Below are 19,994 nucleotides of genomic sequence, written 5' to 3'. Positions count from 1 at the left end.
GCTGTAAAAAATGGCTCGTATTGCCGGTATTGACCTGCCGAGAGAGAAAAGAATCGAGATCGGCCTCACTTATATCTACGGCATTGGGCGCACCAGCGCCAACAAGATCCTGGCCCAGGCCGGGATTAACCCCGATACCCGTGTGAAGGACCTCACCGAGGAGGATGAGGCCAAGCTGCGCGAGGTTATCGGTCATGAGTATACGGTCGAGGGCGACCTGCGCCGCAACGTGGCGATGGACATTAAGCGGCTGACTGAAATCGGCTGCTACCGGGGCATCCGCCACCGCAAGGGGCTGCCTGTCCGCGGCCAGCGTTCCAAGACCAACGCCCGTACCCGTAAGGGTCCCAAGCGTACCGTAGCCAATAAGAAGAAGTAAGGGAGGGATATACAATGGCTGCTAATACCAAGGGTAAGAAAGTGGTGCGTAAGCGCCGCGAGCGCAAGATCGTGGAGAAGGGCCAGGTGCATATCCGCTCCTCCTTCAACAATACCATGGTCACCGTCACTGACGCGCAGGGCAACGCCCTGTCCTGGGCCTCCTCCGGCGGTCTGGGTTTCCGTGGATCCCGTAAGTCCACCCCCTTCGCCGCTCAGACTGCCGCCGAAACGGCTGCAAAGGCTGCGATGGAATACGGCCTGAAATCCGTCGAGGTCTTCGTGAAGGGCCCCGGCGCCGGCCGTGAGGCCGCTATCCGCGCGCTGCAGGCCGTGGGCCTGGAGGTCACCATGATCAAGGATGTGACCCCGGTTCCCCATAACGGCTGCCGCCCGCCCAAGCGCCGCCGCGTCTGATCAGAGAAGGAGGTTATGACACATGGCTAGAAATATGCAGCCCATCGCTAAACGGTGCAAGGCTCTGAACCTGTCCCCTGCCGCTATGGGCTATGCCAAAAAGACTACCAATCGCAATCCCGGCGGGAATATGCGGAAGAAGAAGTCCGAGTATGCCCTGCAGCTGACCGAGAAGCAGAAGGTCAAGTTTGTCTACGGCATTATGGAAAAACAGTTCCATATGTACTATGAGAAGGCCTCTCGTATGCAGGGTAAGACCGGTGAGAACCTGCTGACCCTCATTGAGCGCCGTCTGGACAACGTGGTGTACCGTCTTGGCTTTGCTAAGACCCGCCGCGAGGCCCGCCAGCTGACTACCCATGGCCACTTCACTGTCAACGGCCAGCGGGTGGACATCCCCTCCTACCTGGTGAAGGTGGGCGACGTGATCGAGGTTCGGGAGAAGAGCCGCTCCTCCGTCAAGTTTAAGGGCCTGCTGGGTGAGGATGCCCCTATGGTCACTCTGCCCAAGTGGCTGACCCGTGACAAGAATACCCTCCAGGGTACTGTCGCTGCCATGCCCGCCCGGGACGACATCGACTTCCCCGTGGAAGAACACCTCATCGTCGAGCTGTATTCTAAGTAATCTATTTTTGCGGGTCTCTCCAGACGAGCTGGAGAGACCTGGCAAAAGACCAGACTTAGACAACCCTCAGATATTGGTGAGCTGAATCAGGCGGTGGCAAGTACACCGCCGAGAAAAGGAGGGTATCCTAGCATATGGTAGAAATCGAAAAGCCCCGCATCGAATGTGTGGAGAATCCCGGCGACGCCTCCTACGGCAAGTACGTTGTGGAACCCCTTGAGCGGGGTTATGGCACCACCTTGGGCAACTCCCTGCGTCGGATCCTGCTGTCCTCTCTGCCTGGTACCGCGGTGACCTCCATCAAGATCGCCGGTGTCCAGCACGAGTTTACCACTATCCCCGGCATCAAGGAGGACGTGACCGAGATCGTCCTGAACGTGAAGGGGATCATCGCCAAGCTGTACTGCGAGGGAGTGAAAACCGTCCACATCGAGGCCGCCGGGGAGTGCAAGGTCACTGCCGGTGACATCAAAGCGGACGCTGATGTGGAGATCCTGAATCCTGATCTCCATATCGCAACCCTGGGACCTGACGCCACCCTGTCGATGGAACTGACCCTGGCCCACGGCCGTGGCTATGTTTCCGCCGACAAGAACAAGCCGGCCCAGTCCATTATCGGGACCATCCCCGTAGACTCCATCTATACCCCCGTCCGTAAGGTCAATTACACCGTGGAGAACACCCGTGTGGGCGATGCCACGGACTATGACAAGCTGACGCTGGAGGTGTGGACCAACGGCACCATCGATGCTCGGGACGCTGTTTCCCTGGGGGCGCGCATCCTGTGCGACCACTTCACGCTGTTCACCGACCTGTCCGAGACCATGGGTAACAAGTCTACGGTGGTGGAGAAGGCGGAGACCCAGCGGGATAAGGTGATGGAGATGACCATCGATGACATGGATTTGTCTGTCCGCTCCTATAACTGCTTGAAGCGGGCCAACATCAATACGGTGGAGGACCTGATCTCCAAGACAGAGGAAGAGATGATGAAGGTTCGGAACCTGGGCCGTAAGTCCCTGGAAGAGGTTATCAACAAGCTGGCGATGATGGGCCTGTCCTTGGCCAGCGAGGAAAATAACTAAGAAGCGCCGAATCATCAGACAAAAGAAGGGGTATCGTACTTCGCGATACTTCAAAGGACAGCCCGGAAGTAAGTAACGTTCCTGTCCGGGTGCGGGGTTCCTGTCCCCTCAGCGGGGTGTCCCGGCCCTAGTGGCCGAATGAACGAATTTATGGAGATCTCGCCACGCGAGGTCGGAGGAGTGTTTCTCATGTCTCAGAAGAACCGCAAGCTGGGCCGCACCAGCGATCAGCGCCGCGCTATGCTGCGCGCCATGGTCACCTACCTGCTGGAGAACGGCCAGATTAAGACCACTGTCACCCGTGCCAAGGAAGTGGCTCCCGTGGCCGAGAAGATGATCACCCTGGCCAAGGACAACACCCTGGCCTCCTACCGCCAGGCCCTGTCCTACATCACGAAGGAGGATGTGGCCAACAAGCTGTTTAAGGAGATCGGCCCCAAGTATGCCGAGCGCAACGGTGGTTACACCCGCGTCGTCCGCATCGGCCCCCGCCGCGGCGACGCCGCCGAGATGGCGATTATCCAGCTGGTGTGATAGACATTTGCAAGCCCCCTGGCATATGCCAGGGGGCTTTTGCGTCGACGGCGGCGGAAAACCAGGCGGGCGCCTCCGGTGGGGAAAAGCAGCCAGCCCCCTTTTTTTGACCCGCGCTATCTGCTATAATAGAAAAAAACGTGCCAAAGGAGCGCCTTCCTATGAAAATCATTGATGCCCACCTCCATCTCTTTCCACCCGATGAGCGAACTAACGCCATGGCCCAGGGAGTGGGACATATCAACTCGGTGGACCACCTGCGGGATGTCTATGGGGAACTGGAGATGGTACATGGAGTGGTCATGGGCAACCGGAGCTTGGACCCGGTCTACCATGCCTATCCGGCTGATCTGTTCCACTACTGTATCGGGCTGGACAGCTCCCTGCTGGAGGGTGGAAAGCGGCTCATCCCGGATCTGGCTGACCGTGTGGAGGAGAACCTGAAGCGGGATAACTGCTGCGGGGTGAAGCTCTATCCGGGCTATAATAAGGTCTGGCTCACCGACCCTGTCTATGAGCCTGTCTACGCCCTGGCGGCCCGCTATGACAAGCCTGTGGCCGTCCATATGGGGCTGACCTCGTTTTCCCGGGCCCATCTGAAATACTGCCACCCCCTCGCCCTGGATGAAGCCGCCGCCGACCATCCAAAGACCCGGTTTGTCATGTGCCACTTTGGGAACCCTTTTTTAGAGGCGGCCGCAGCGGTGGTGGAGAAGAACCGGAACGTATCCGCGGACCTGTCCGGTCTGTTGGAGGGGCGGGTGAATCTGACGCACTATTTTCAGGAGCAGGCAGGCTATGTATCCCTTCTCCGGACCTGGCTCACCGCTATCCTCCAGTGGGATGATATTATGTATGGTACGGATTGGCCTATCGTCAATTTGGAGGAGTATATTCGCTTCATTCAGGGGATTGTACCAGAGGAGCATTGGGAAAAGGTGTTTTTCCACAACGCAAACCGGATCTATGGACTTGGTCTGTGACCAAATATGAGAGAGGGCGCACCCCCTAGCAGGGGGCGCGCCCTCTTTTGAAAATAACGGTCCCCTAATTTCCAAAAAATGTATGAAACCGTCCCACTCCGGGGCGGTTTTTTGTGTTAGATAGAAGGGGTCACGCTGCGGCTCCGGCCCGGCTGACCGGCAGAGGGGCGCATGCAGGGCGTGACAACTAGGCGTGCCGTATTTTACAGGCCCCTTCAGACAATCATGTCAAAGTGTATAAAAAAGGCGTACCCCGCAAAAGCCACACCCTTAACCTTACTCATTAAAGGAGGAACCATCATGTCAACCAACAAGACCCAACACTACCAGCTTAACCAATGGGAGGCGGAGGATAAGGTGCTCCGCACAGAGTTCAATGAGGACAATCAGAAGATAGACCAGGCGCTCCAGGAAAAGGCGGACCAGGAGGCGCTGACCGCCCTTCAAAGCCTAGTGTCTCAAAAGGCGGACAGCACCGACCTGGAGGAGATGCGGAGCAATTTAGTACAGATCGCGGCGGGGGCTTATACGGGGGACGGAGCGGCCAGCCGGCTGATCTCCCTTCCATTCTCACCTAAGGCGGTCTATCTGTGTGACAAGCAGGGCAGGACCTACGCCAGCGGCGCCAATCTGGCTGCTTACTATTACGGAGGACTGGCGGTAACTGGGAATCCGGCAACCGCTGGAGAGACCGCTTTGGTCACCTTGGAGGCGGGGGGCTTCCGGGTGGTACACAAAAGTTCGAACGGCGATTATTATGCCTCGAATGAAAAGAATACTGTATTTCACTATTTGGCCTTGGGATAAGAGGAAAAGCACCCCCGGAAATACCGGGGGTGCTTTCAGTTTAGGTGTCCAATCGCTCTAGAGTTCTAAAGAATAGAATTCTTAGGCCTCAGGAACGGTCATGGAGCCGGTGAAGAACTCGATATCACCGATGGTCTTGTTGCTCAGAGTCAGGGTGACACGGATCTTATCGCCGGAGGACAGCAGGTCGCTGCTGAAGTTGATGCCGTCGTTGTCAGCGACAACAGACTTCTCAGCGGTGAAGTCCTCTTCCACAGTCTCCAGCTCATCCCAGCCCTTGTTGTAGAGCTCAATCTTGGCGGACAGGGTGACATCGCCCAGATTCTCGTAGTTCTCGTCGCCCTTCTGGACCTTGACATTCTTCAGAGTGAACTCGCCATTCTTATCAACGGTGAGCTCAATCTTCTTGCCAGAGAGAGAAACGACCTTGTAATCGCCGTTGTTGTTGTCATCCTCAATCACGGTGTCCTCGTCGGGCACGATGACCAGAACGACCTCGGCCATAGGAGTATCGTCGCCGTCATCCTCAACGGTGACCACGAACACGCCGGTACGGCCTTCCGCGTCGGTCTCGATGTCGCTGACACCGCCCACATAGACGGAGTCCACGTCGGTGTTGTCCTTCTTCAGCTCCACGACCACGAAGGTGGTGTCGTTGTTATAGCTGAAGTCAGACTGGCTGCCAGCGGTCAGGTTGCCATCGCCGTCATTCAGGGACAGGATGTCCTTCTTGGCGTAGGTGGCATAGGACTCAAAGGCCTTCAGAGCGCCGCTCTCGTAGTTGCCCTTCTTGTCGGCAGTGGCGTCCACAACCAGCTTTACCTCGGTGGCGTGATCGTCGTTGTCACGCTTGGTGACCTGGTACAGGCCCTTGGTGACAATGTCGTCCTTAGCGGAGCTGCTGGAAACAATGAAGCCGCCCTCGACCTTCTCGCCGTTGATGTAGGCGCTGTTGTACTGGTACAGCTTGTCGCCGTTGTCGTTGACGACCTCAGGATCAGTGCCGCTGATGAAGACGAAGTCGTCGTCCTCGGCGGAGGAGCCGCTGGAGCTGGACATGAACAGGATGGTGATCACGCCGTCATCCTTCACAGCGGCGCCCACGATGTCCTCCTGGCTGGAGACGTTCTTATAGCCAGTCCACACCTTGTCGTCGTCGGTGTTGATGAACACGGTGTCGCTGTCAGCGGTGCCGATACGGTCGCTGCCACGATACACGGAGGCGTTGTCGCGCTCCACCTTGCCCTTACCATTGGAGGCATCAAACAGGATCTGCTCGAAGTTAGCATAAGAGGCGGATTCCAGGTCGTACTCGCTGCCGCTCTGGTTCCACTTGTAGATGTGGCCTTCAGTGGGGACGCGCTTGTCACCGGTGTCCTTCCAGTAAGCATCCACACCGTCGATTTCGTCGATGTCGATCTTCTCCTCGGTGCCGTCAGCGAAGACGACCTTGGCGGACACGTCGCCATAGGCGGAGTCAACGCCAGTGACGAACAGGTAGTCGTCCACGGAGTCCTCAGCGCCCTCGATGGCCACGGCGTTGCCGTAGGTATCCAGGTACAGAACGACCTCGTTGTCAACGTCAGGGTTGGTGAAGTTGTCACCGTCGTCCAGGTTGACCAGGCCCTTAGCGGAATTGATCACGGTGGTGCAGTAAGCGCGGTTGTAGTTGTAGGTGGTGCCGTCCAGCTTCACATAGTCGTTGTCCTTGACGGAGCTGACGGTGCCCTCAACGATCTCGGCCTTGGCCATGGACTGAATCTCAGTTCCGCCGATGGTCAGGACCACGATGTCCTCCTTGGAGAACTTCTGATCGGTGTCAAACTCGTTCTCGGCCTTGGAGGGCTTATCGCTCTTGTAGGAAATGGTCACGGTGTAGTCGTCGCCATTGTCCTCCACCTTGGTGACCTCAGCCACGAAGGTGTCGATGATGGTCACAACCACATCTTCCTCAGTGGAGTCCACATACAGCTCGGTCAGCACGCCGTTGCCAGTCTCCTGCCAACGCTCGCTGCTGGTCTTGCCATAGTCCAGAACGTCCTTGCCGTTTACGCGGTCCATGTCCTCAACGACCTCGCCGTTGCGGTACACAGTCCACTTGTAGTTGTCATAGGCGGCGGAACCAGCGGCAGTGTACAGGTCCTTCTCGCTGACCTTGCCAGTCCAGGTCTGGTCGGCAGAGTCGGAGTAGGTGCCGATGGTAGAGCTCTTGTAGCTCCAGGTGGTGGCGGGACGGCCGAAATCGTCGGTCTCGTCCTTGCACTCCAGGTCGCCGTCATACAGGTCCTCGCCCAGCTCCTTGGTGTAGCCGGAAACGTTGGACATGCTCAGGCCGGTGCGGTCGTCAATGGCCTTGTACATCTTGTCATTGCTGACCAGCTGATAGTACTTGACGCTGCCGCCGCTGACGGACACGCCGTTGCCATTGACATTGATGGTGTCGTTGTCAGCCTCAACCTGATAGGACTTCAGGGTGTTCAGAGCCAGCTGGGCAACATCGTTGCGGGTCATGGGGGCCACAGCGGTGGCGTTCACGTCCTTGTACAGGTCGATCTTGTTGGCCTCGCGGATGGTGGCCATCTGCCAGTCCTCGCCGAAATCGGACTGATACTGGAAGTAGCCCAGGGCCTTCATCATCATCAGAGCGGCCTGAGCGGCGGTGACGGAGTCGCTGCCGCCAAAGGTCTTGGCGTCGTAGCCGGAAATGATGCCGTGGGTGTAGCAGGCGGCCACATAGGGTTCAGCCCAGGAAGGCACGTCGGTAAAGGGAGCGGTGCCAGCGTAGTTGGACACCTTGTAGTCCAGCATGTTGGACATGATGACGGCCATCTCGTTGCGGGTGACGTTGGCGTCGGGGTTAAACTTGCCGTTCTCGTCGCCGGTCATGACACCGACTTTCTGGAGAACTTCGATGGCTTCCACGTTGTTTTCGGAAGACACATCGACGTAGCTCGCGCCGGAACCGACTACCATCAGGCCCATGACCATGACGGAAGCCAGAGCCAGGCTAAGAGCCCGCTTCAGGTTTCTCATTCGGGATTCCTCCTTAAATTTTTTCGGGGTGATTTCTTGAAAATCCCCCGCATTTTTGAGGTTTTGAGGACTTTTAGGGACACTTAGCCCTGTATAACGCCCCTTGCACAGAAAAAAAGGTGAGGAAAACCCGCTAAGAGCAAATAAAAAAGGGGGCTTTTTCAAAGAAAAAGTGCCCTTGGTAGACATCTGGTAGACACCCAGAAAATGGAAAAGCGGGAAAGCCCTGTTTCCCAGCGCTTTCCCGCTTTTTTTGGTAGACATTTGGTAGACATAGAAGAGAAAAATAATTTGGGATGTCTACCTAATAGGGTCTAAAAAAATTCACAAAATCGTAACAGGTCTTTGAGTTGACACAGGGGGAGATGGTGTGTATAATATGCGACAGGCTGTCACAAGCGACAGGTCGTCATAAGGGAGGACGCATATGCCAACCAGTACATTTTTTCGCCTGCCGGAAGAAAAACGGCTGCGGCTGATGGACGCCTGCTGGGAGGAATGTACCCGGGTCAGATTCACTGATGTATCTATCAACCGTATCATTGCGGCTGCCCACATTCCAAGGGGTAGCTTCTACCAATACTTTACCGATAAGGAGGACATGATCCGTTACTTACTAAAAGGTGTACGGGAATATTTTATCCAAAGCCTGCGGGATATTTTGCATACCCATGAAGGTGATTTATTATCCCTTCCTCTTGGGGCGTTTGACCGTTTAGTTCAACAAAGAGGAGTCGCTGACCCAGTGCTGGCACGTTTTATTCAGGTCCTGCGCCTCAATCCGGGGATAGAGACCCAGAGCTTTTTGACAGAACGACCAGGATTGATGCCAGAACCTTTATGGGATGAGACGGATATGACCGGGCTGCGGCAACAGAATAGAGAGTATGCGGAACATATCTTTTTCCTGGGCATGGCTATTTTAGGCGGTGCTGTCGTGGAAACTCTACAGGAATATAGTCAGCGGGAGATACAACGTGATATCCTGCAAGCAAGAATCGATTTGCTGCGCTATGGCTGCGCAGCCCGGACACATGAGGAGGAAACCACATGAAACATAGGACCATCGCGCTGCTGCTGGCGGCGGCGCTGGGGCTGTCCCTGATTGGCGGGGCGGCTCTGGCTGTGGAGGACGACGCTGCGTCCTCCGGGAGCACCGCTGCCCAGACTGACGGAGCCCCAACCTCTGGAGAACCGGATGTTTCCCCGGAAAATACGGAAGGCGCCGAGGAGATGGAGAGCGCCGTCTATGGAGCGGACGCTGGGGAAGCGGAGGAGGAACAGGAGGAACAGCCGCCCGCGGAGGAATACATACCTGATCCGGTGGGCTCTATCAGTTTTACCAACTTGGAGCACCGCCTGCGGGAGAACAATCTGAATCTGTTAGCCTTGGAGGAGAGTATCCAGGCCATCGAGGCCATAGATTATGAAAAAATGACCGACGATATCCGCAAGCAGATTAACCAGATTGCCCAGGCCCAGTGGGGAATGATTGTCACAGGAGGTGCTGTGGGCTCTATCGCCGCCTCCTCTATGGATGCCGCCTACGATTCCCTGCGGGATACCTTTGACGATTTGAAAGATGGAAAGATCCAGGAGGACAACGCCGCTGTCATCCGCCAGCTGGAAAACGCCCAGGAGCAGATTATAATGGCAGCTGAATCCCTATATGTGGCTTTGGTGGATTTGGAGTTGAATGACAGCGCCCTAGACCGCCAGCTGACTGCCCTGGACCGCACTATCCAGGAAATGGAGCTGCGCTATGAGCTGGGCCATATTTCTTCCCAGACACTGCGTCAGACACAGGCCAGCCGCACGGCCCTGGTCAGCGGTCAGCAAACACTGGAGATGAATATCTCCAACTACAAGGCACAGCTTGAGATGCTGATCGGAGCGGAGCAGACCGGGAACATCCAGCTTCAGGGGCTGCCCCAGGTCACCAGCCAACAGCTGGAGGAAATGGACCTGGAGGCGGATTTGGCTGCCGCCAAGGAGGTCAGCTACGATCTGTTTGCCGCCCAGCGCACCTTGGAAGACGCCCAAGAGGACTTTAAGGACGCTGGAAAGGATTACAATTACAACGAGAAAAAGTATCAGTATGTTTCCGCCCAGCACACCTGGGAATCTGCCCAATATACTTATCAGGCGACATTACAGAGCTTTGAAAACAGCTTCCGCTCCCTGTACCTCCAAGTGAAGGACTATAAGCAGGTACTGGACGCCGCCAGGACCGCCTTGGCGGTGGAGCAGGACAATTACTCCGTGGCCCAACTGAAGCATAGCCAGGGCAGCTTGTCCGACAACGGGCTGTTGGAGGCGGAGGACAAGGTGAAGAGCGCCCAGGAAACGGTGGAGGGCGCTGAGGTCGACCTGTTTACTGCTTATAACAATTACCGCTGGGCCGTGGACTACGGCATTTTGAATTGAAGGAGAGCACCATGAAGCACACTCGTACGATTTCCACTGTCCTGGCGGCCGCCATGATCTTGTCCCTTGCCGCCTGCCAGTCTGGGGAGGAGGACAGCTCCCAGACAGATGTCCCCGCCGGCGTGGCGGTTCAGGTGGAGGAGGTATCCCGCCAGACCATCTCCACAGAGAACAAGGTGTCTGGCAAGGTGGTCGCTGACGGACAAGAGTCCATTTTTGTGGCTGTCAATGCCCAGTGTACCGCTGTCTATGTGGAGGCGGGTGATACCGTATCTGCCGGGGAGAAAATCTGCACACTGGATATGGCGAGCACCCTCTCCTCTTACAACGCCGCCAATATTAGTTACAGTTCCGCTGTTCAAAGCTACCAGGATCAGAAGGCAGTCTTTGACAGCCAGATCGCCTTATATGAGAAAAACCTCAGCGACCTGAAGGCGCTGAAGGAGATTGGGGCGGCTTCTCAGCTGGAGATCGATCAGGCTGAACTCCAGCTGGAGAGCGCCGTTGCAACCCGCAACTCCACGCTCTCCCAGTTAGAGGCTGGGATGCAGAGCTATAAATCTAATGTGGAGCAGCTGGCCACTGTTTTAGAGAATGTAGACAGTGGTGGAAATGTGATTTCCCCCGTTGCCGGGACTGTGGTTACTTTAAATGCCACAGAGGGTGGCTATGTATCTGCCTCTATGCCGGTAGCCGTGGTGGAGGGAGTGGACACCATGAAGGTCCAGGTGTCTGTGTCGGAGGCTCTGGTACCCAAGCTTGGCCAGGGAGATGAAGCCGACGTGACCATCAGTTCCCTAGGCGTATCCACGGTGGGGACCATCCGGGGCATCGAAAAGGCGGCCAATGCGCAGACCAAGCTATATACCGTCACTGTAGCCTTGGACGAGGACATCGAGGGCCTGCTGTCTGGTATGTTCGCCGATGTGACCTTCCACACGGACACCTCTGCGGACGCTGTGGTAGTTCCCACTGAGGCCATCCTGACCAGCGGTTCGACCCAATATGCCTTTGTAGTGGAGGATGGCGTGGCCAAGTACACCGAGGTGACGATTGGGCTGACCGGAAACGGTGTAACCGAGGTGACCTCTGGCCTGAGCGAAGGGCAGCAGCTCGTAACTGTGGGCCAGTCCTATCTGGCTGACGGCACTGCGGTGCGGATCGTATCCGGGGAGGATTGAGCCCTGATGAATACTGCAAAAGCCTGTATCCGCCATAAAGTAGCGACATTGTTGGCAGTCATCATGGTGGTCATCTTCGGTGTCCTTTTCAGCGCCCGCCTGCAAATGGCTCTGATGCCTAATATGGAAATGCCCATGGCTGTGGTGATGACTACCTATGTGGGTGCCAACCCCAGCGACATTGAGGATCTGGTGACCGCTCCATTGGAATCCGCTATTATGTCGGTTTCCGGTGTGGATGAGATCCAATCCACTTCGTCAGAGAGCGTCAGTACCATTCAAATTACTTACGAGGAAGGAACCGACCTAGACATTGCGGCTACCAAGCTGCGGGAGAAATTTGACATGGTTTCCCTGCCGGAGGACGCCGCAGACCCCATGATCATCAACATCAACGCCAGTGAACTGATGCCCACAGCTATGATTGCCCTGATGGGCGAGGACCTGTCCCAGCTCCAGACTCTGGCGGAGGATGAGATTGCTCCCGCCCTGGAGCGCATCGACGGAGTGGCACAGGTATCCGTCGGCGGCGGAAACGCGCAACAGATCGCCGTGGAGATTGACCCGGCCAAGGCGGCGGGCTTTGGCCTGTCTAACAGCTATATCAGTCAGTTCTTGGCAGGACAGAACCTGCTGTACCCCGGCGGCGATCTACAGAGCGGCTCGAAGAAGCTGACGGTGTCCACCGACGCCAAATACACCTCACTGGAGGATGTTGCCAACACCCTGATTACGCTGCCGGCCGGCGGGACAGTCCGTCTGTCCGAGGTGGCCGATGTCAGGATGGAGGCGGAGGACCTGGACGCGGTCGCTAAAGTAGGGGGAACCTCCTGCGTTATTCTTCAGGTATCCAAGCAGGCGGGCGGAAATGAAATGGCCGTGGCGCGGGCTGTGGAAACACGGCTCCAGGAGCTGGCGGCGGAGAACCCAAATATTCGTTACTCTGTCCCCTATATCGCCAGTGATTACATTGACCAGTCGGTGAACTCTGCCTTCAGCAACATCTGGCAGGGCGTCCTGCTGGCCGCTGTCGTGGTGCTGCTGTTCCTGCGCCGGGGAGGCTCTACCCTAACTATTTGTATCTCCATGCCCGTGTGCATCCTGTCTGTGTTCGTTCTGATGAGCGTGCTGGACCTGACCTTAAACATGATGAGTCTGGGCGGCATCGCCATGGGCGTAGGTATGATTGTGGACAACTCCATCGTCGTACTGGAAAACATCAACCGTTTTTCTGACGAAGGACACGATCGGTTGAGTGCCTGTGTCGATGGAACCCAGGAGGTCACCTCCTCTGTGGTAGCCTCCACCCTCACCACTCTGGCCGTGTTCGTCCCCTTGGGACTGGTGGAAGGTATGGCGGGGGATATGTTCCGCGACTTCTGTCTGACCATCGCGTCGTTGATCGCGGCTTCTTTGATTATCTCTCTCACACTGGTGCCCCTTCTGTGCTACTTTACCCTGGATGAGGAGAAGGTCCGTCGCCGCAGGGAGAAGCAGGCCGCCCGGGCCCTGAAGAGGAGCGGTGGAGCTACCTTCTCCACCCGCCTGTTCCAGCGGATCTATCACGGCTATATGGGCCTTCTGGGCTATTTCGTCCGCCATCTGAAGATGGGGATGCTGGCCTCCCTTGGTCTGGTGGCAATATTTGTTCTCACCCTGGCCAACACCAAGATGGTCATGATCCCGGAAATGGATCAGAACAGCGTTTCCATCAGTATTGGAATGCCTATCGGCTCCTCTGTGGAGGAGGCCACCGCTATCTCCGATCGTGTCGCCGCCATTGTGGAGCGGGAGGTCCCGGAGATGGAAGATATGTATTACATCGCCCAGGGAGGCGGCTCCTCCATGATGTCCTCCGGAAACTCTGTGACCATGGGTGTCAACCTTGTGGGAAAGAGTGAGCGGGAGCGCAGCGCCTTTGATATTGAGGACGATCTGCGTCTGGCCCTGCAGGATATCGCGGGCTGCGAGATCACGGTCAGCGCCTCCAGCTCCATGACTATGATGAGCGGCAACGATATCAACGTAGAGGTCTCTGGCGATGACTATGATACGCTGGAGATGATCGCGAACGATCTGAAGGACCAAATTGCCGCCCTGCCTGACGCCGTGGATGTGGAGAGTTCTCTGTCCGAGGCTGTGGATCAGGTCAAGGTATCCATTCGGAGGGAGGCGGCCGCCCAATATGGCCTGACCGCCGCGTCTATTGGCTCCGCGGTCCGGTCGGAGCTGACCGGCGTCACCGCCACAACAGTTACCATTGACAACAAGGAGTATGATGTAGTGGTCAAGGGCGACGGGGCCGCCTCCGCCAGTCTGGATGCCCTGAAGTCCATGCCGGTTCCTTCCAGCTACGGGGGGACCATCCCCCTGTCCTCGGTAGCGGAGGTGACTGTGGAGCAGGCGCCCCAGAGCATCACACGCAGCAACCAGACCAGACAGGTCACCATCACCGGTGATACCATCAGCGGCGATACGACAGCGATGACCGCCGCCATCAATGAGATCCTGGACGGGTATGCCATGCCCCAGGGCTATGAGGCCCAGACCGCCGGCTCCTATGAGGATATGATGGAAAGCTTTGCTGACTTGGGCTTTGCTCTGGTGGTTGCGTTGCTGCTGGTCTACTTTGTGCTGGCGGTCCAGTTCGAGTCCTTTGCCATGCCGGTCATGGTCATGCTGATCCTCCCGGTGGCCTTTACTGGCGCTCTGTTCGCCCTGCCCCTCACTGGGCGGGACCTGTCCATCCTGGCGCTGGTGTCTATTATTATGCTGGCCGGTACGGTGGTCAACTCCTCTATCATCCTCGTGGAGTACATCAAGATCCGCCGCTCCAAGGGAGAAAGCCGGGAGGAGGCCATCCTCCACGCCTGCCCTCTGCGCGTCCGGCCCATTCTGATGACCACCCTGACTACGGTGATTGCCATGATCCCCATGGCCCTTGGTATTGGGGAGACCAACGAGATGATGACCGATATGGGCGTCACGATGATCTCAGGCATGGTCATATCTACGGTGATAACCCTGGTATTTACTCCAGTGTATTACTCAGTCATCGACGACTTGAGCCATACCTTCCGCCGGAAAAAGAAGGAGGCCGAGCCCCCTGTCCCCGCTGAAGTGGGCTGAACCGGCCTAATAAAAAGCTCCCCTGTCCTGGACAGGGGAGCTTTTTTGAAAAGGAATAAAGTTGGCTTATAATTTCCAAAAAATGTATGAAACCGTCCTACTCCGGGGCGGTTTTTTGTGTTAGATAGAGGGAAAGACCGGCGCCCCAACAAAAGATTTCAAACGCAGAAAGGACGATGGAATATGGCAAGCAGTTACACGGAATATTTCCAGCTCAATCAATGGGCGGCGGAGGCGGAGGGAAAAGCGGACCGGGCCCAGCTGACCGAGCTGTCTGCCAGAGTAGAGCGCGCGGAGCAGGCGGCGGAGGAAAACAGGACGGCGCTGGAGGCGGCCGAACAGGCATGGAGGGATCAGAATGCGCTCCACCTACTGAAGACGGCCACGCTGTCCACCGGCGGGGACAATTTTCAATTTTCCCTGATCGGGGTGGACTGGTCCCTCTGGCGGCTGGTCCATCTGGTGATCGAGCCGAAGGTCAGGGATCAGCAGGGGGTCTCCCTCTATCTGGACGGGGGGAAGCAGCTGCTGTCGCTGGTCGGTTACGGAAAGACCCACATCGTCCTGTACCCCTGGCACAGCGGCGACTGGCCCTTCCAGGGGTGGGCCGTGTCCGGCGGCTGGAGCCATTTTGAAGATCCCCACTATTTCAGCAGCGTCACGGGGCTGACCCTGATCAAAAGCTTCCCGGATTATCCCCTTCTGGCCGGGTTCAAGATCACCATGTACGGGGAGAAATAAAACGGGGAAAGGAGCAGCCCCGCTCCAGAAGGAGCGGGGCTGTTTGAAACATTTACCTCAATGCGATCATTCCCGTTTCCGGGTAATAATCTTACTTGAACTGAATGGTCACATTGGCGGTAACATTGTCCACGGAGAGGCTATTAAAGTTGGTAAAGGTAGCACCGGCGGAGTTGTCACTGTCAAATTCCACGGTCTTGCCCATCTCAGCCTCATAGGTTACCTTAAAGCTGCTGCCAGCGGCAACACTCTTGAAGGTCTCGGTAGCACCCTTGGCAACTACCTTGGTTTCATCACCGATGGTGACCTGAATGGCGGAAGTAGAAGAAGTATTCTTAACGGAAACGGTCTTCATATCCGCAGACTTCACAGCCACATATACAGGATTGGCATTGCCGTTAGCATTGCTAGCAGTAATGCGGGTCACGATAACCTCGTTGGCAGCACCACCAATCGTGTAAGTGGGAGTGTTGGGGTATTCGGCGACAAAATCGCCACCCTTATAGTCGCCGTCTACATCATAGGCAGAGGTAGTAGCATTGGCGATGGTTGCGTTGACTGTGACGCTGGTGCCAGTACCGAGGACAGTAGCGTGAGCCACGGCGTCAGCGATGGTGGCATAGCCAGTTACGGCATTACCGTTCACAGTAACATTGCTGATGGAAGGAACAGAGGTGGGACGCCCAGTAGCGGCGGTCACAGTGACATACAGCTCTTCCAGCTCGGAGCCGTTCTTCTCAGTGGCCTTCAGCTCGTAGTTGTAAGTCACATTGTAGTCCTTGACCCGGTCGCTCAGCTCCTTGGCGGTGACGATCTGGGCCTCGTAATCGGCGCTCTTGTCCTTGTTCATCGCGTTGGCGGACTTCAGGACCACCAGAGTGATCTTGCAGTTGTCAGCCAGGGTGTAGCCCTTGGAGCCAACAGTCAGGGTGCCGGCGCTGTAAGACAGGCCATTGCTCACACCGTCAGCGGCGATGAACTTCTCGCCAGCGCCAGTGGGCATGGGCAGAATGGTAGTGATCTCGTCGTCGCTGTTGGTGCGGGCCTTGTAATAAGCGGAGTAGAGAGTGCTGGTGCCCAGAACCTGGCTGTCAGCCTTGACGATCTCTTCCTTGCCGTCCACCAGTACCTTGTAGGTGTAGTAGATCTCGTTGTCGGTGGTCTTGTGCTGGCCGTCGTACTTCACGAAGTAGACCATCGTGGAGTCCTCGCCGCCGGAGATGGAGGAGGAACCAGTGACATTGATGAACACATAGGCAGCGTAGCTGTTGCTGGTCTTGTAAACGGCGTTCACAGTAGCAGCACCAGCAGCCTTGCCGCCGGCAGCAGCCTTCAGAACGACATCGGGCAGGTTCTTGACGCCGGTGTAGTAGGTGACCTCGTCGCCGTCGTCCACCACGATGATGGTGTCGTTGTTGGCCTTGATGGCAGCGCCGTTCAGACCAGTGGCGGAAGCACCGTTAGCCAGGAAGTTGACCTCGTTGTTATAGGCAACATCGGTCTGGCCGGGATGAGCGTAGCCAATCTTGGAGGTGCTGTACTTAGCCTCGATGGCGTACAGGCTGTACTCATCGTTGCTGTTCTTGCTGTAGGTGTACCAGCCGGCCTTGGCAGTCTTGTCGCCTCCGGGGATCATATTGGCCTTGTTGGAGTCGCCCATCAGGTCCTTGATGGTGATATCGTCGGTGGTGCCGTCGGTGAAGTAGGCGTGGCCCACGACCTTGCCGTTGGACAGGCCGGAGGGCTGAGCGAACTCAGAAACGAACACATAGTTGGAGGACACAACGGCCTCGTCCACAGCGATGACATAGCCATAGGCGTCCAGAACCACAGCGGCGGTCTGGCCCACGGTGTACTGGGTGTTCTGCTCGCCGGTCTTGGCGGTGGTCAGGGAGTACTTATAGGTGGTGCCGTCGATGATGACGGAATCCTGGATCTTATAGCCGTCCACAGAGCCGGTCAGGACCTCAGCCTTGGCCACGGTCTGAACATCGTAGGTGCCGTTAGCCTGCTTGGCGGCGGTGATCAGCAGATAGTCGTCGGCCTTGACATCCTTGACATCAAAGTCGTCCTGCTCCAGAGTGCGGTTGTCCAGAGTGATCTCGGTGTCGCCGGCGGAAACCACATCCACAGACTCCTTGCTGGTGTTATAGTCGGTGGAAGCCTGGAACACATAGGTGTTGATGGACACGATGGTGACCTTCTTGGCGCTGGTGTCCACATAGACCTCGGTCAGCATACCGTTGCCGGAGCCGTTGACCTTGGTGGTGTTGTTCTTGTCAACGAAGTTGCCGATATTGGCAGTGACCTGGCCGCCCTCGCCGTCGATGTAGTTGTACAGAGCGTAGGTGCCGTCCTCCAGGTCGTCAGCAGTGCTCTTGCCCACCACGGAGTAGATGTTGGCGGCGGTGACCTTCTTGGTGTAGACGGCGTCGGCCTTGTCGGTGAAGGTGCCGATGGTGTCGTTGACATACTTCCACTCGGTAGCGGGACGCTGGAAGTCGTCAGCGGCCTCGTCGTTCATCTGCAGGTCGCCGGAGTACAGATCCTCACCCAGCTGGACGGAGAAGCGGGCGGCGTTGCCGTCGGCCTTCTCGTTGGTGATCTTGCCGTACTTCTTGTCGGTGCTGGTCCGGGCGTCATAGACAGCCTTGGTGACCCAATTGCCCTTGCCGTCGGTGGTCACATCGTGGTCAACGATCTCGACCATCTCGGCCTTCAGGGCGTTCAGCACCAGCTGAGCCACCTCGTTGCGGGTCAGAGCGTCCCGTGCGGCGGTGTCAACACCGTCGAACAGGTCAATCTTGGAGCCCTGAGCGACAGTGGCGACCAGCCAATCCTGGCCGAAGTCACCGGCCTCCTGGAAATAGCCCAGAGCCTTCAGCAGCATCAGAGCGGCCTGGCCAGTAGTGACGGAGTCGCTGCCGCCGAAGGTCTTGGCATCGTAGCCGGCGATGATGCCGTTGGTGTAACAGGCAGCCACATAGGGCTCGGCCCAGGAGGGCACGTCGCTGAAGGGCGCAGTGCCCTTGTAGCTGGACACGGTGTAGTCCAGCAGGTTGGACATGACCACGGCCATCTCATTACGGGTGACGTTGGCGTCGGGGTTGAAGTTGCCGTTCTCGTCGCCAGTCATAACACCGACGGCCTGGAGAACTTCGATGGCTTCCTGATTCTGCTCGGAAGACACATCGACGTAGCTCGCGCCGGTGCCGACTACCATCAGGCCCATGACCATGACGGAAGCCAGAGCCAGGCTAAGAGCCCGTTTCAGGTTTCTCATTCGGGATTCCTCCTTAAATTTTTTCGGGGACTTTTCTGACAAAATCCCCATTTTTTCGAGGCTTTGAGGACTTTTTATGGCATCAGCCCTGTATAACTCCCCTTGCCTCGTGATTATCTTAGCAGAAGTCAAATTTGAAGTCAACGGGTTTGATACAAGTGTAACAGAACCGTAATATTGCGTCCGGATTGTTACAGCAGAGGAAATCAGCGGCTTTTCAGGGGATCTCTGCCTGGGGCGGGGAACCCGCTGCTTGGGGCTGCTGTTCCCCGTGCTACCACACATCTCCAGGACATGAGATCACGGTCCCCTTACATTATAATAACAGCCCCCCGGGCGTGTGGCACAGGACCGTACACCCAGGGAAAAAGGTGAAGGGGTCACCCACAGATGTGAGTGACCCCTTCGGATGATTTTTCAAGTGCCGGCAAGCGGCAATGTCTTTTCCAGTGCCGGTAAACGGCCCTGTTGACATCATCATCCTATCATAATATATGTATAAAGTCAAGGAAAATGCACAGTTGCGTACACTTTACCATATTTGGTATGTCACTTCTGATAGGTATATAATGCTTTGAGTTTCGTGTCCAGCTTTTCCAGAGAATCGGAAGAGAGGCGGATGTTGCTCAATACATCAGAAGGATAAAGAGGATCGTAGATTCGCAGCTTACTGACAGTGGTGATCTGCCCTACAAGAGCGATGCTGCCCTGCTTCATCTTCTGCACTTCCTGGAGCATTTTTTTGCAGCGCGCTGCTCGCTCCTTCATCGATTCTATCTGAATGTTGATGCTCTCCAGCTGAAGCCGGCGTTTGGCCGACAGCATTTCATAATTTTCGTCCTTTTGGTCAACCTTCTGGGCCAGCAGCGCCTTCTGCTGGGTGAGGATATCCTCCTGGAGGCAGAGTGTCTGCTTTTGGTACTCTTTCAACTCCTCCAGCAGCTTGACAAAAATCTCGTCACCCAAAAAGACTTTGGAGGAATGGAGATGATCCAGATCCGTATCGGGCTTTATGGATGTTAAGGGGATCACGGTGGCCACCGGATTGGACAGCTTGTTGTCCACGTCCATTACCACCGCATAGTGCAGTCCACCCTCTTCACTGCCTACCCGGTACCCCAAATGGACCTTTACAATGGCGCCACGCTTATAGCGGATTAATTTTTTGGGGTCAAATCCGGGTTCCCGTTTCAGAAAACGCACATAATCGGAGATCCAGTAGGCCAGCTTGCTCCCCTGGTTTTCTCCTAAGGAATCCATATAAGAGGAAAGCGCTGTCAGTGCCTCTTTTTTTAGTATGGAATATTCCTTTTTCATGCTGCACACCCCGTAAATGTTCTCATTTTCACAAATGTACCATCCTTTTCCCCA

General features: G+C 56.3%; 15 protein-coding genes. 12 read left to right on the top strand and 3 right to left on the bottom strand.

Annotated elements, in window-relative coordinates:
- Positions 1 to 10: 10 nt before the first annotated feature.
- The 7 genes from rpsM (at position 11) to H8S11_RS08960 (ending at position 4,829) form a co-directional block, all read left to right on the top strand.
- A complete protein-coding gene (gene rpsM / locus H8S11_RS08990; RefSeq protein WP_147572405.1) occupies positions 11 to 379 on the top strand; it encodes a 30S ribosomal protein S13 in 369 nt (122 codons plus the stop codon).
- 14 nt (positions 380 to 393) lie between these two features.
- A complete protein-coding gene (rpsK, locus tag H8S11_RS08985; RefSeq protein ID WP_147572404.1) occupies positions 394 to 795 on the top strand; it encodes a 30S ribosomal protein S11 in 402 nt (133 codons plus the stop codon).
- 22 nt (positions 796 to 817) lie between these two features.
- On the top strand, positions 818 to 1,420 hold the full coding sequence (gene rpsD, locus H8S11_RS08980; protein ID WP_147572403.1) for a 30S ribosomal protein S4: 603 nt from the start codon (positions 818 to 820) through the stop codon (positions 1,418 to 1,420).
- Positions 1,421 to 1,554: 134 nt separating this feature from the next.
- Complete coding sequence (locus H8S11_RS08975; protein ID WP_147572402.1) at positions 1,555 to 2,505, top strand: DNA-directed RNA polymerase subunit alpha; 951 nt, start codon at positions 1,555 to 1,557, stop codon at positions 2,503 to 2,505.
- A gap of 189 nt (positions 2,506 to 2,694) precedes the next feature.
- Positions 2,695 to 3,039, top strand: coding sequence for a 50S ribosomal protein L17 (gene rplQ, locus H8S11_RS08970; RefSeq protein ID WP_147572401.1), 345 nt, complete (start codon positions 2,695 to 2,697; stop codon positions 3,037 to 3,039).
- A 161-nt stretch (positions 3,040 to 3,200) separates the two neighbouring features.
- Positions 3,201 to 4,022, top strand: a complete 822-nt coding sequence (locus H8S11_RS08965; protein ID WP_186852897.1) for an amidohydrolase family protein — start codon at positions 3,201 to 3,203, stop codon at positions 4,020 to 4,022.
- A gap of 300 nt (positions 4,023 to 4,322) precedes the next feature.
- Positions 4,323 to 4,829, top strand: coding sequence for a hypothetical protein (locus H8S11_RS08960; RefSeq protein ID WP_186852896.1), 507 nt, complete (start codon positions 4,323 to 4,325; stop codon positions 4,827 to 4,829).
- Positions 4,830 to 4,910: 81 nt separating this feature from the next.
- On the opposite strand, the gene H8S11_RS08955 is transcribed toward H8S11_RS08960, so the two are convergent.
- The gene (locus tag H8S11_RS08955) at positions 4,911 to 7,862 is read right to left on the bottom strand and encodes an S-layer homology domain-containing protein (RefSeq protein WP_186852895.1); all 2,952 of its coding nucleotides are present in this window, start codon (positions 7,860 to 7,862) and stop codon (positions 4,911 to 4,913) included.
- A 427-nt stretch (positions 7,863 to 8,289) separates the two neighbouring features.
- On the opposite strand from H8S11_RS08955, the gene H8S11_RS08950 reads away from it, so the two are divergent.
- The 5 genes from H8S11_RS08950 to H8S11_RS08930 all read left to right on the top strand — a co-directional run bounded on the left by H8S11_RS08950 (position 8,290) and on the right by H8S11_RS08930 (position 15,340).
- Entirely contained in the window at positions 8,290 to 8,916 is a 627-nt protein-coding gene (locus H8S11_RS08950) for a TetR/AcrR family transcriptional regulator (protein ID WP_147572335.1), read from the top strand.
- Positions 8,913 to 10,289 (top strand): TolC family protein, encoded by a 1,377-nt coding sequence (locus H8S11_RS08945; RefSeq protein WP_186852894.1) that lies wholly within the window; start codon positions 8,913 to 8,915, stop codon positions 10,287 to 10,289. The genes H8S11_RS08950 and H8S11_RS08945 overlap by 4 nt, the downstream gene beginning before the upstream one ends.
- A gap of 11 nt (positions 10,290 to 10,300) precedes the next feature.
- On the top strand, positions 10,301 to 11,470 hold the full coding sequence (locus tag H8S11_RS08940) for an efflux RND transporter periplasmic adaptor subunit (protein WP_147572333.1): 1,170 nt from the start codon (positions 10,301 to 10,303) through the stop codon (positions 11,468 to 11,470).
- A 6-nt stretch (positions 11,471 to 11,476) separates the two neighbouring features.
- Positions 11,477 to 14,599 carry an efflux RND transporter permease subunit gene (locus H8S11_RS08935; protein ID WP_186852893.1) on the top strand — a complete coding sequence of 1,041 codons (3,123 nt, stop codon included), beginning with the start codon at positions 11,477 to 11,479 and terminating at the stop codon, positions 14,597 to 14,599.
- A 183-nt stretch (positions 14,600 to 14,782) separates the two neighbouring features.
- Complete coding sequence (locus tag H8S11_RS08930; protein WP_186852892.1) at positions 14,783 to 15,340, top strand: hypothetical protein; 558 nt, start codon at positions 14,783 to 14,785, stop codon at positions 15,338 to 15,340.
- A gap of 91 nt (positions 15,341 to 15,431) precedes the next feature.
- Here the strand turns inward: H8S11_RS08930 and H8S11_RS08925 are convergent, their stop codons facing one another.
- Together H8S11_RS08925 and H8S11_RS08920 are read right to left on the bottom strand one after the other, a co-directional pair.
- A complete protein-coding gene (locus H8S11_RS08925) occupies positions 15,432 to 18,623 on the bottom strand; it encodes an S-layer homology domain-containing protein (RefSeq protein ID WP_186852891.1) in 3,192 nt (1,063 codons plus the stop codon).
- 549 nt (positions 18,624 to 19,172) lie between these two features.
- On the bottom strand, positions 19,173 to 19,883 hold the full coding sequence (locus H8S11_RS08920) for a type II toxin-antitoxin system PemK/MazF family toxin (protein ID WP_186852890.1): 711 nt from the start codon (positions 19,881 to 19,883) through the stop codon (positions 19,173 to 19,175).
- Positions 19,884 to 19,994 lie beyond the last annotated feature (111 nt).

The organism is Flintibacter hominis (assembly GCF_014287965.1).
GTDB lineage: Bacteria > Bacillota > Clostridia > Oscillospirales > Oscillospiraceae > Lawsonibacter > Lawsonibacter aceti.
Note: the sequence above shows the minus strand (reverse complement) of the source record. Positions and strands in the feature narration are given on the sequence as shown.

Excerpts from the sequence above, each read along its gene's own strand:
- rpsM (WP_147572405.1), top strand. The coding sequence starts at position 11 with ATGGCTCGTATTGCCGGTATTGACCTGCCGAGAGAGAAAAGAATCGAG.
- rpsK (WP_147572404.1), top strand. The coding sequence starts at position 394 with ATGGCTGCTAATACCAAGGGTAAGAAAGTGGTGCGTAAGCGCCGCGAG.
- rpsD (WP_147572403.1), top strand. The coding sequence starts at position 818 with ATGGCTAGAAATATGCAGCCCATCGCTAAACGGTGCAAGGCTCTGAAC.
- H8S11_RS08975 (WP_147572402.1), top strand. The coding sequence starts at position 1,555 with ATGGTAGAAATCGAAAAGCCCCGCATCGAATGTGTGGAGAATCCCGGC.
- rplQ (WP_147572401.1), top strand. The coding sequence starts at position 2,695 with ATGTCTCAGAAGAACCGCAAGCTGGGCCGCACCAGCGATCAGCGCCGC.
- H8S11_RS08965 (WP_186852897.1), top strand. The coding sequence starts at position 3,201 with ATGAAAATCATTGATGCCCACCTCCATCTCTTTCCACCCGATGAGCGA.
- H8S11_RS08960 (WP_186852896.1), top strand. The coding sequence starts at position 4,323 with ATGTCAACCAACAAGACCCAACACTACCAGCTTAACCAATGGGAGGCG.
- H8S11_RS08955 (WP_186852895.1), bottom strand. The coding sequence starts at position 7,862 with ATGAGAAACCTGAAGCGGGCTCTTAGCCTGGCTCTGGCTTCCGTCATG.
- H8S11_RS08950 (WP_147572335.1), top strand. The coding sequence starts at position 8,290 with ATGCCAACCAGTACATTTTTTCGCCTGCCGGAAGAAAAACGGCTGCGG.
- H8S11_RS08945 (WP_186852894.1), top strand. The coding sequence starts at position 8,913 with ATGAAACATAGGACCATCGCGCTGCTGCTGGCGGCGGCGCTGGGGCTG.
- H8S11_RS08940 (WP_147572333.1), top strand. The coding sequence starts at position 10,301 with ATGAAGCACACTCGTACGATTTCCACTGTCCTGGCGGCCGCCATGATC.
- H8S11_RS08935 (WP_186852893.1), top strand. The coding sequence starts at position 11,477 with ATGAATACTGCAAAAGCCTGTATCCGCCATAAAGTAGCGACATTGTTG.
- H8S11_RS08930 (WP_186852892.1), top strand. The coding sequence starts at position 14,783 with ATGGCAAGCAGTTACACGGAATATTTCCAGCTCAATCAATGGGCGGCG.
- H8S11_RS08925 (WP_186852891.1), bottom strand. The coding sequence starts at position 18,623 with ATGAGAAACCTGAAACGGGCTCTTAGCCTGGCTCTGGCTTCCGTCATG.
- H8S11_RS08920 (WP_186852890.1), bottom strand. The coding sequence starts at position 19,883 with ATGGATTCCTTAGGAGAAAACCAGGGGAGCAAGCTGGCCTACTGGATC.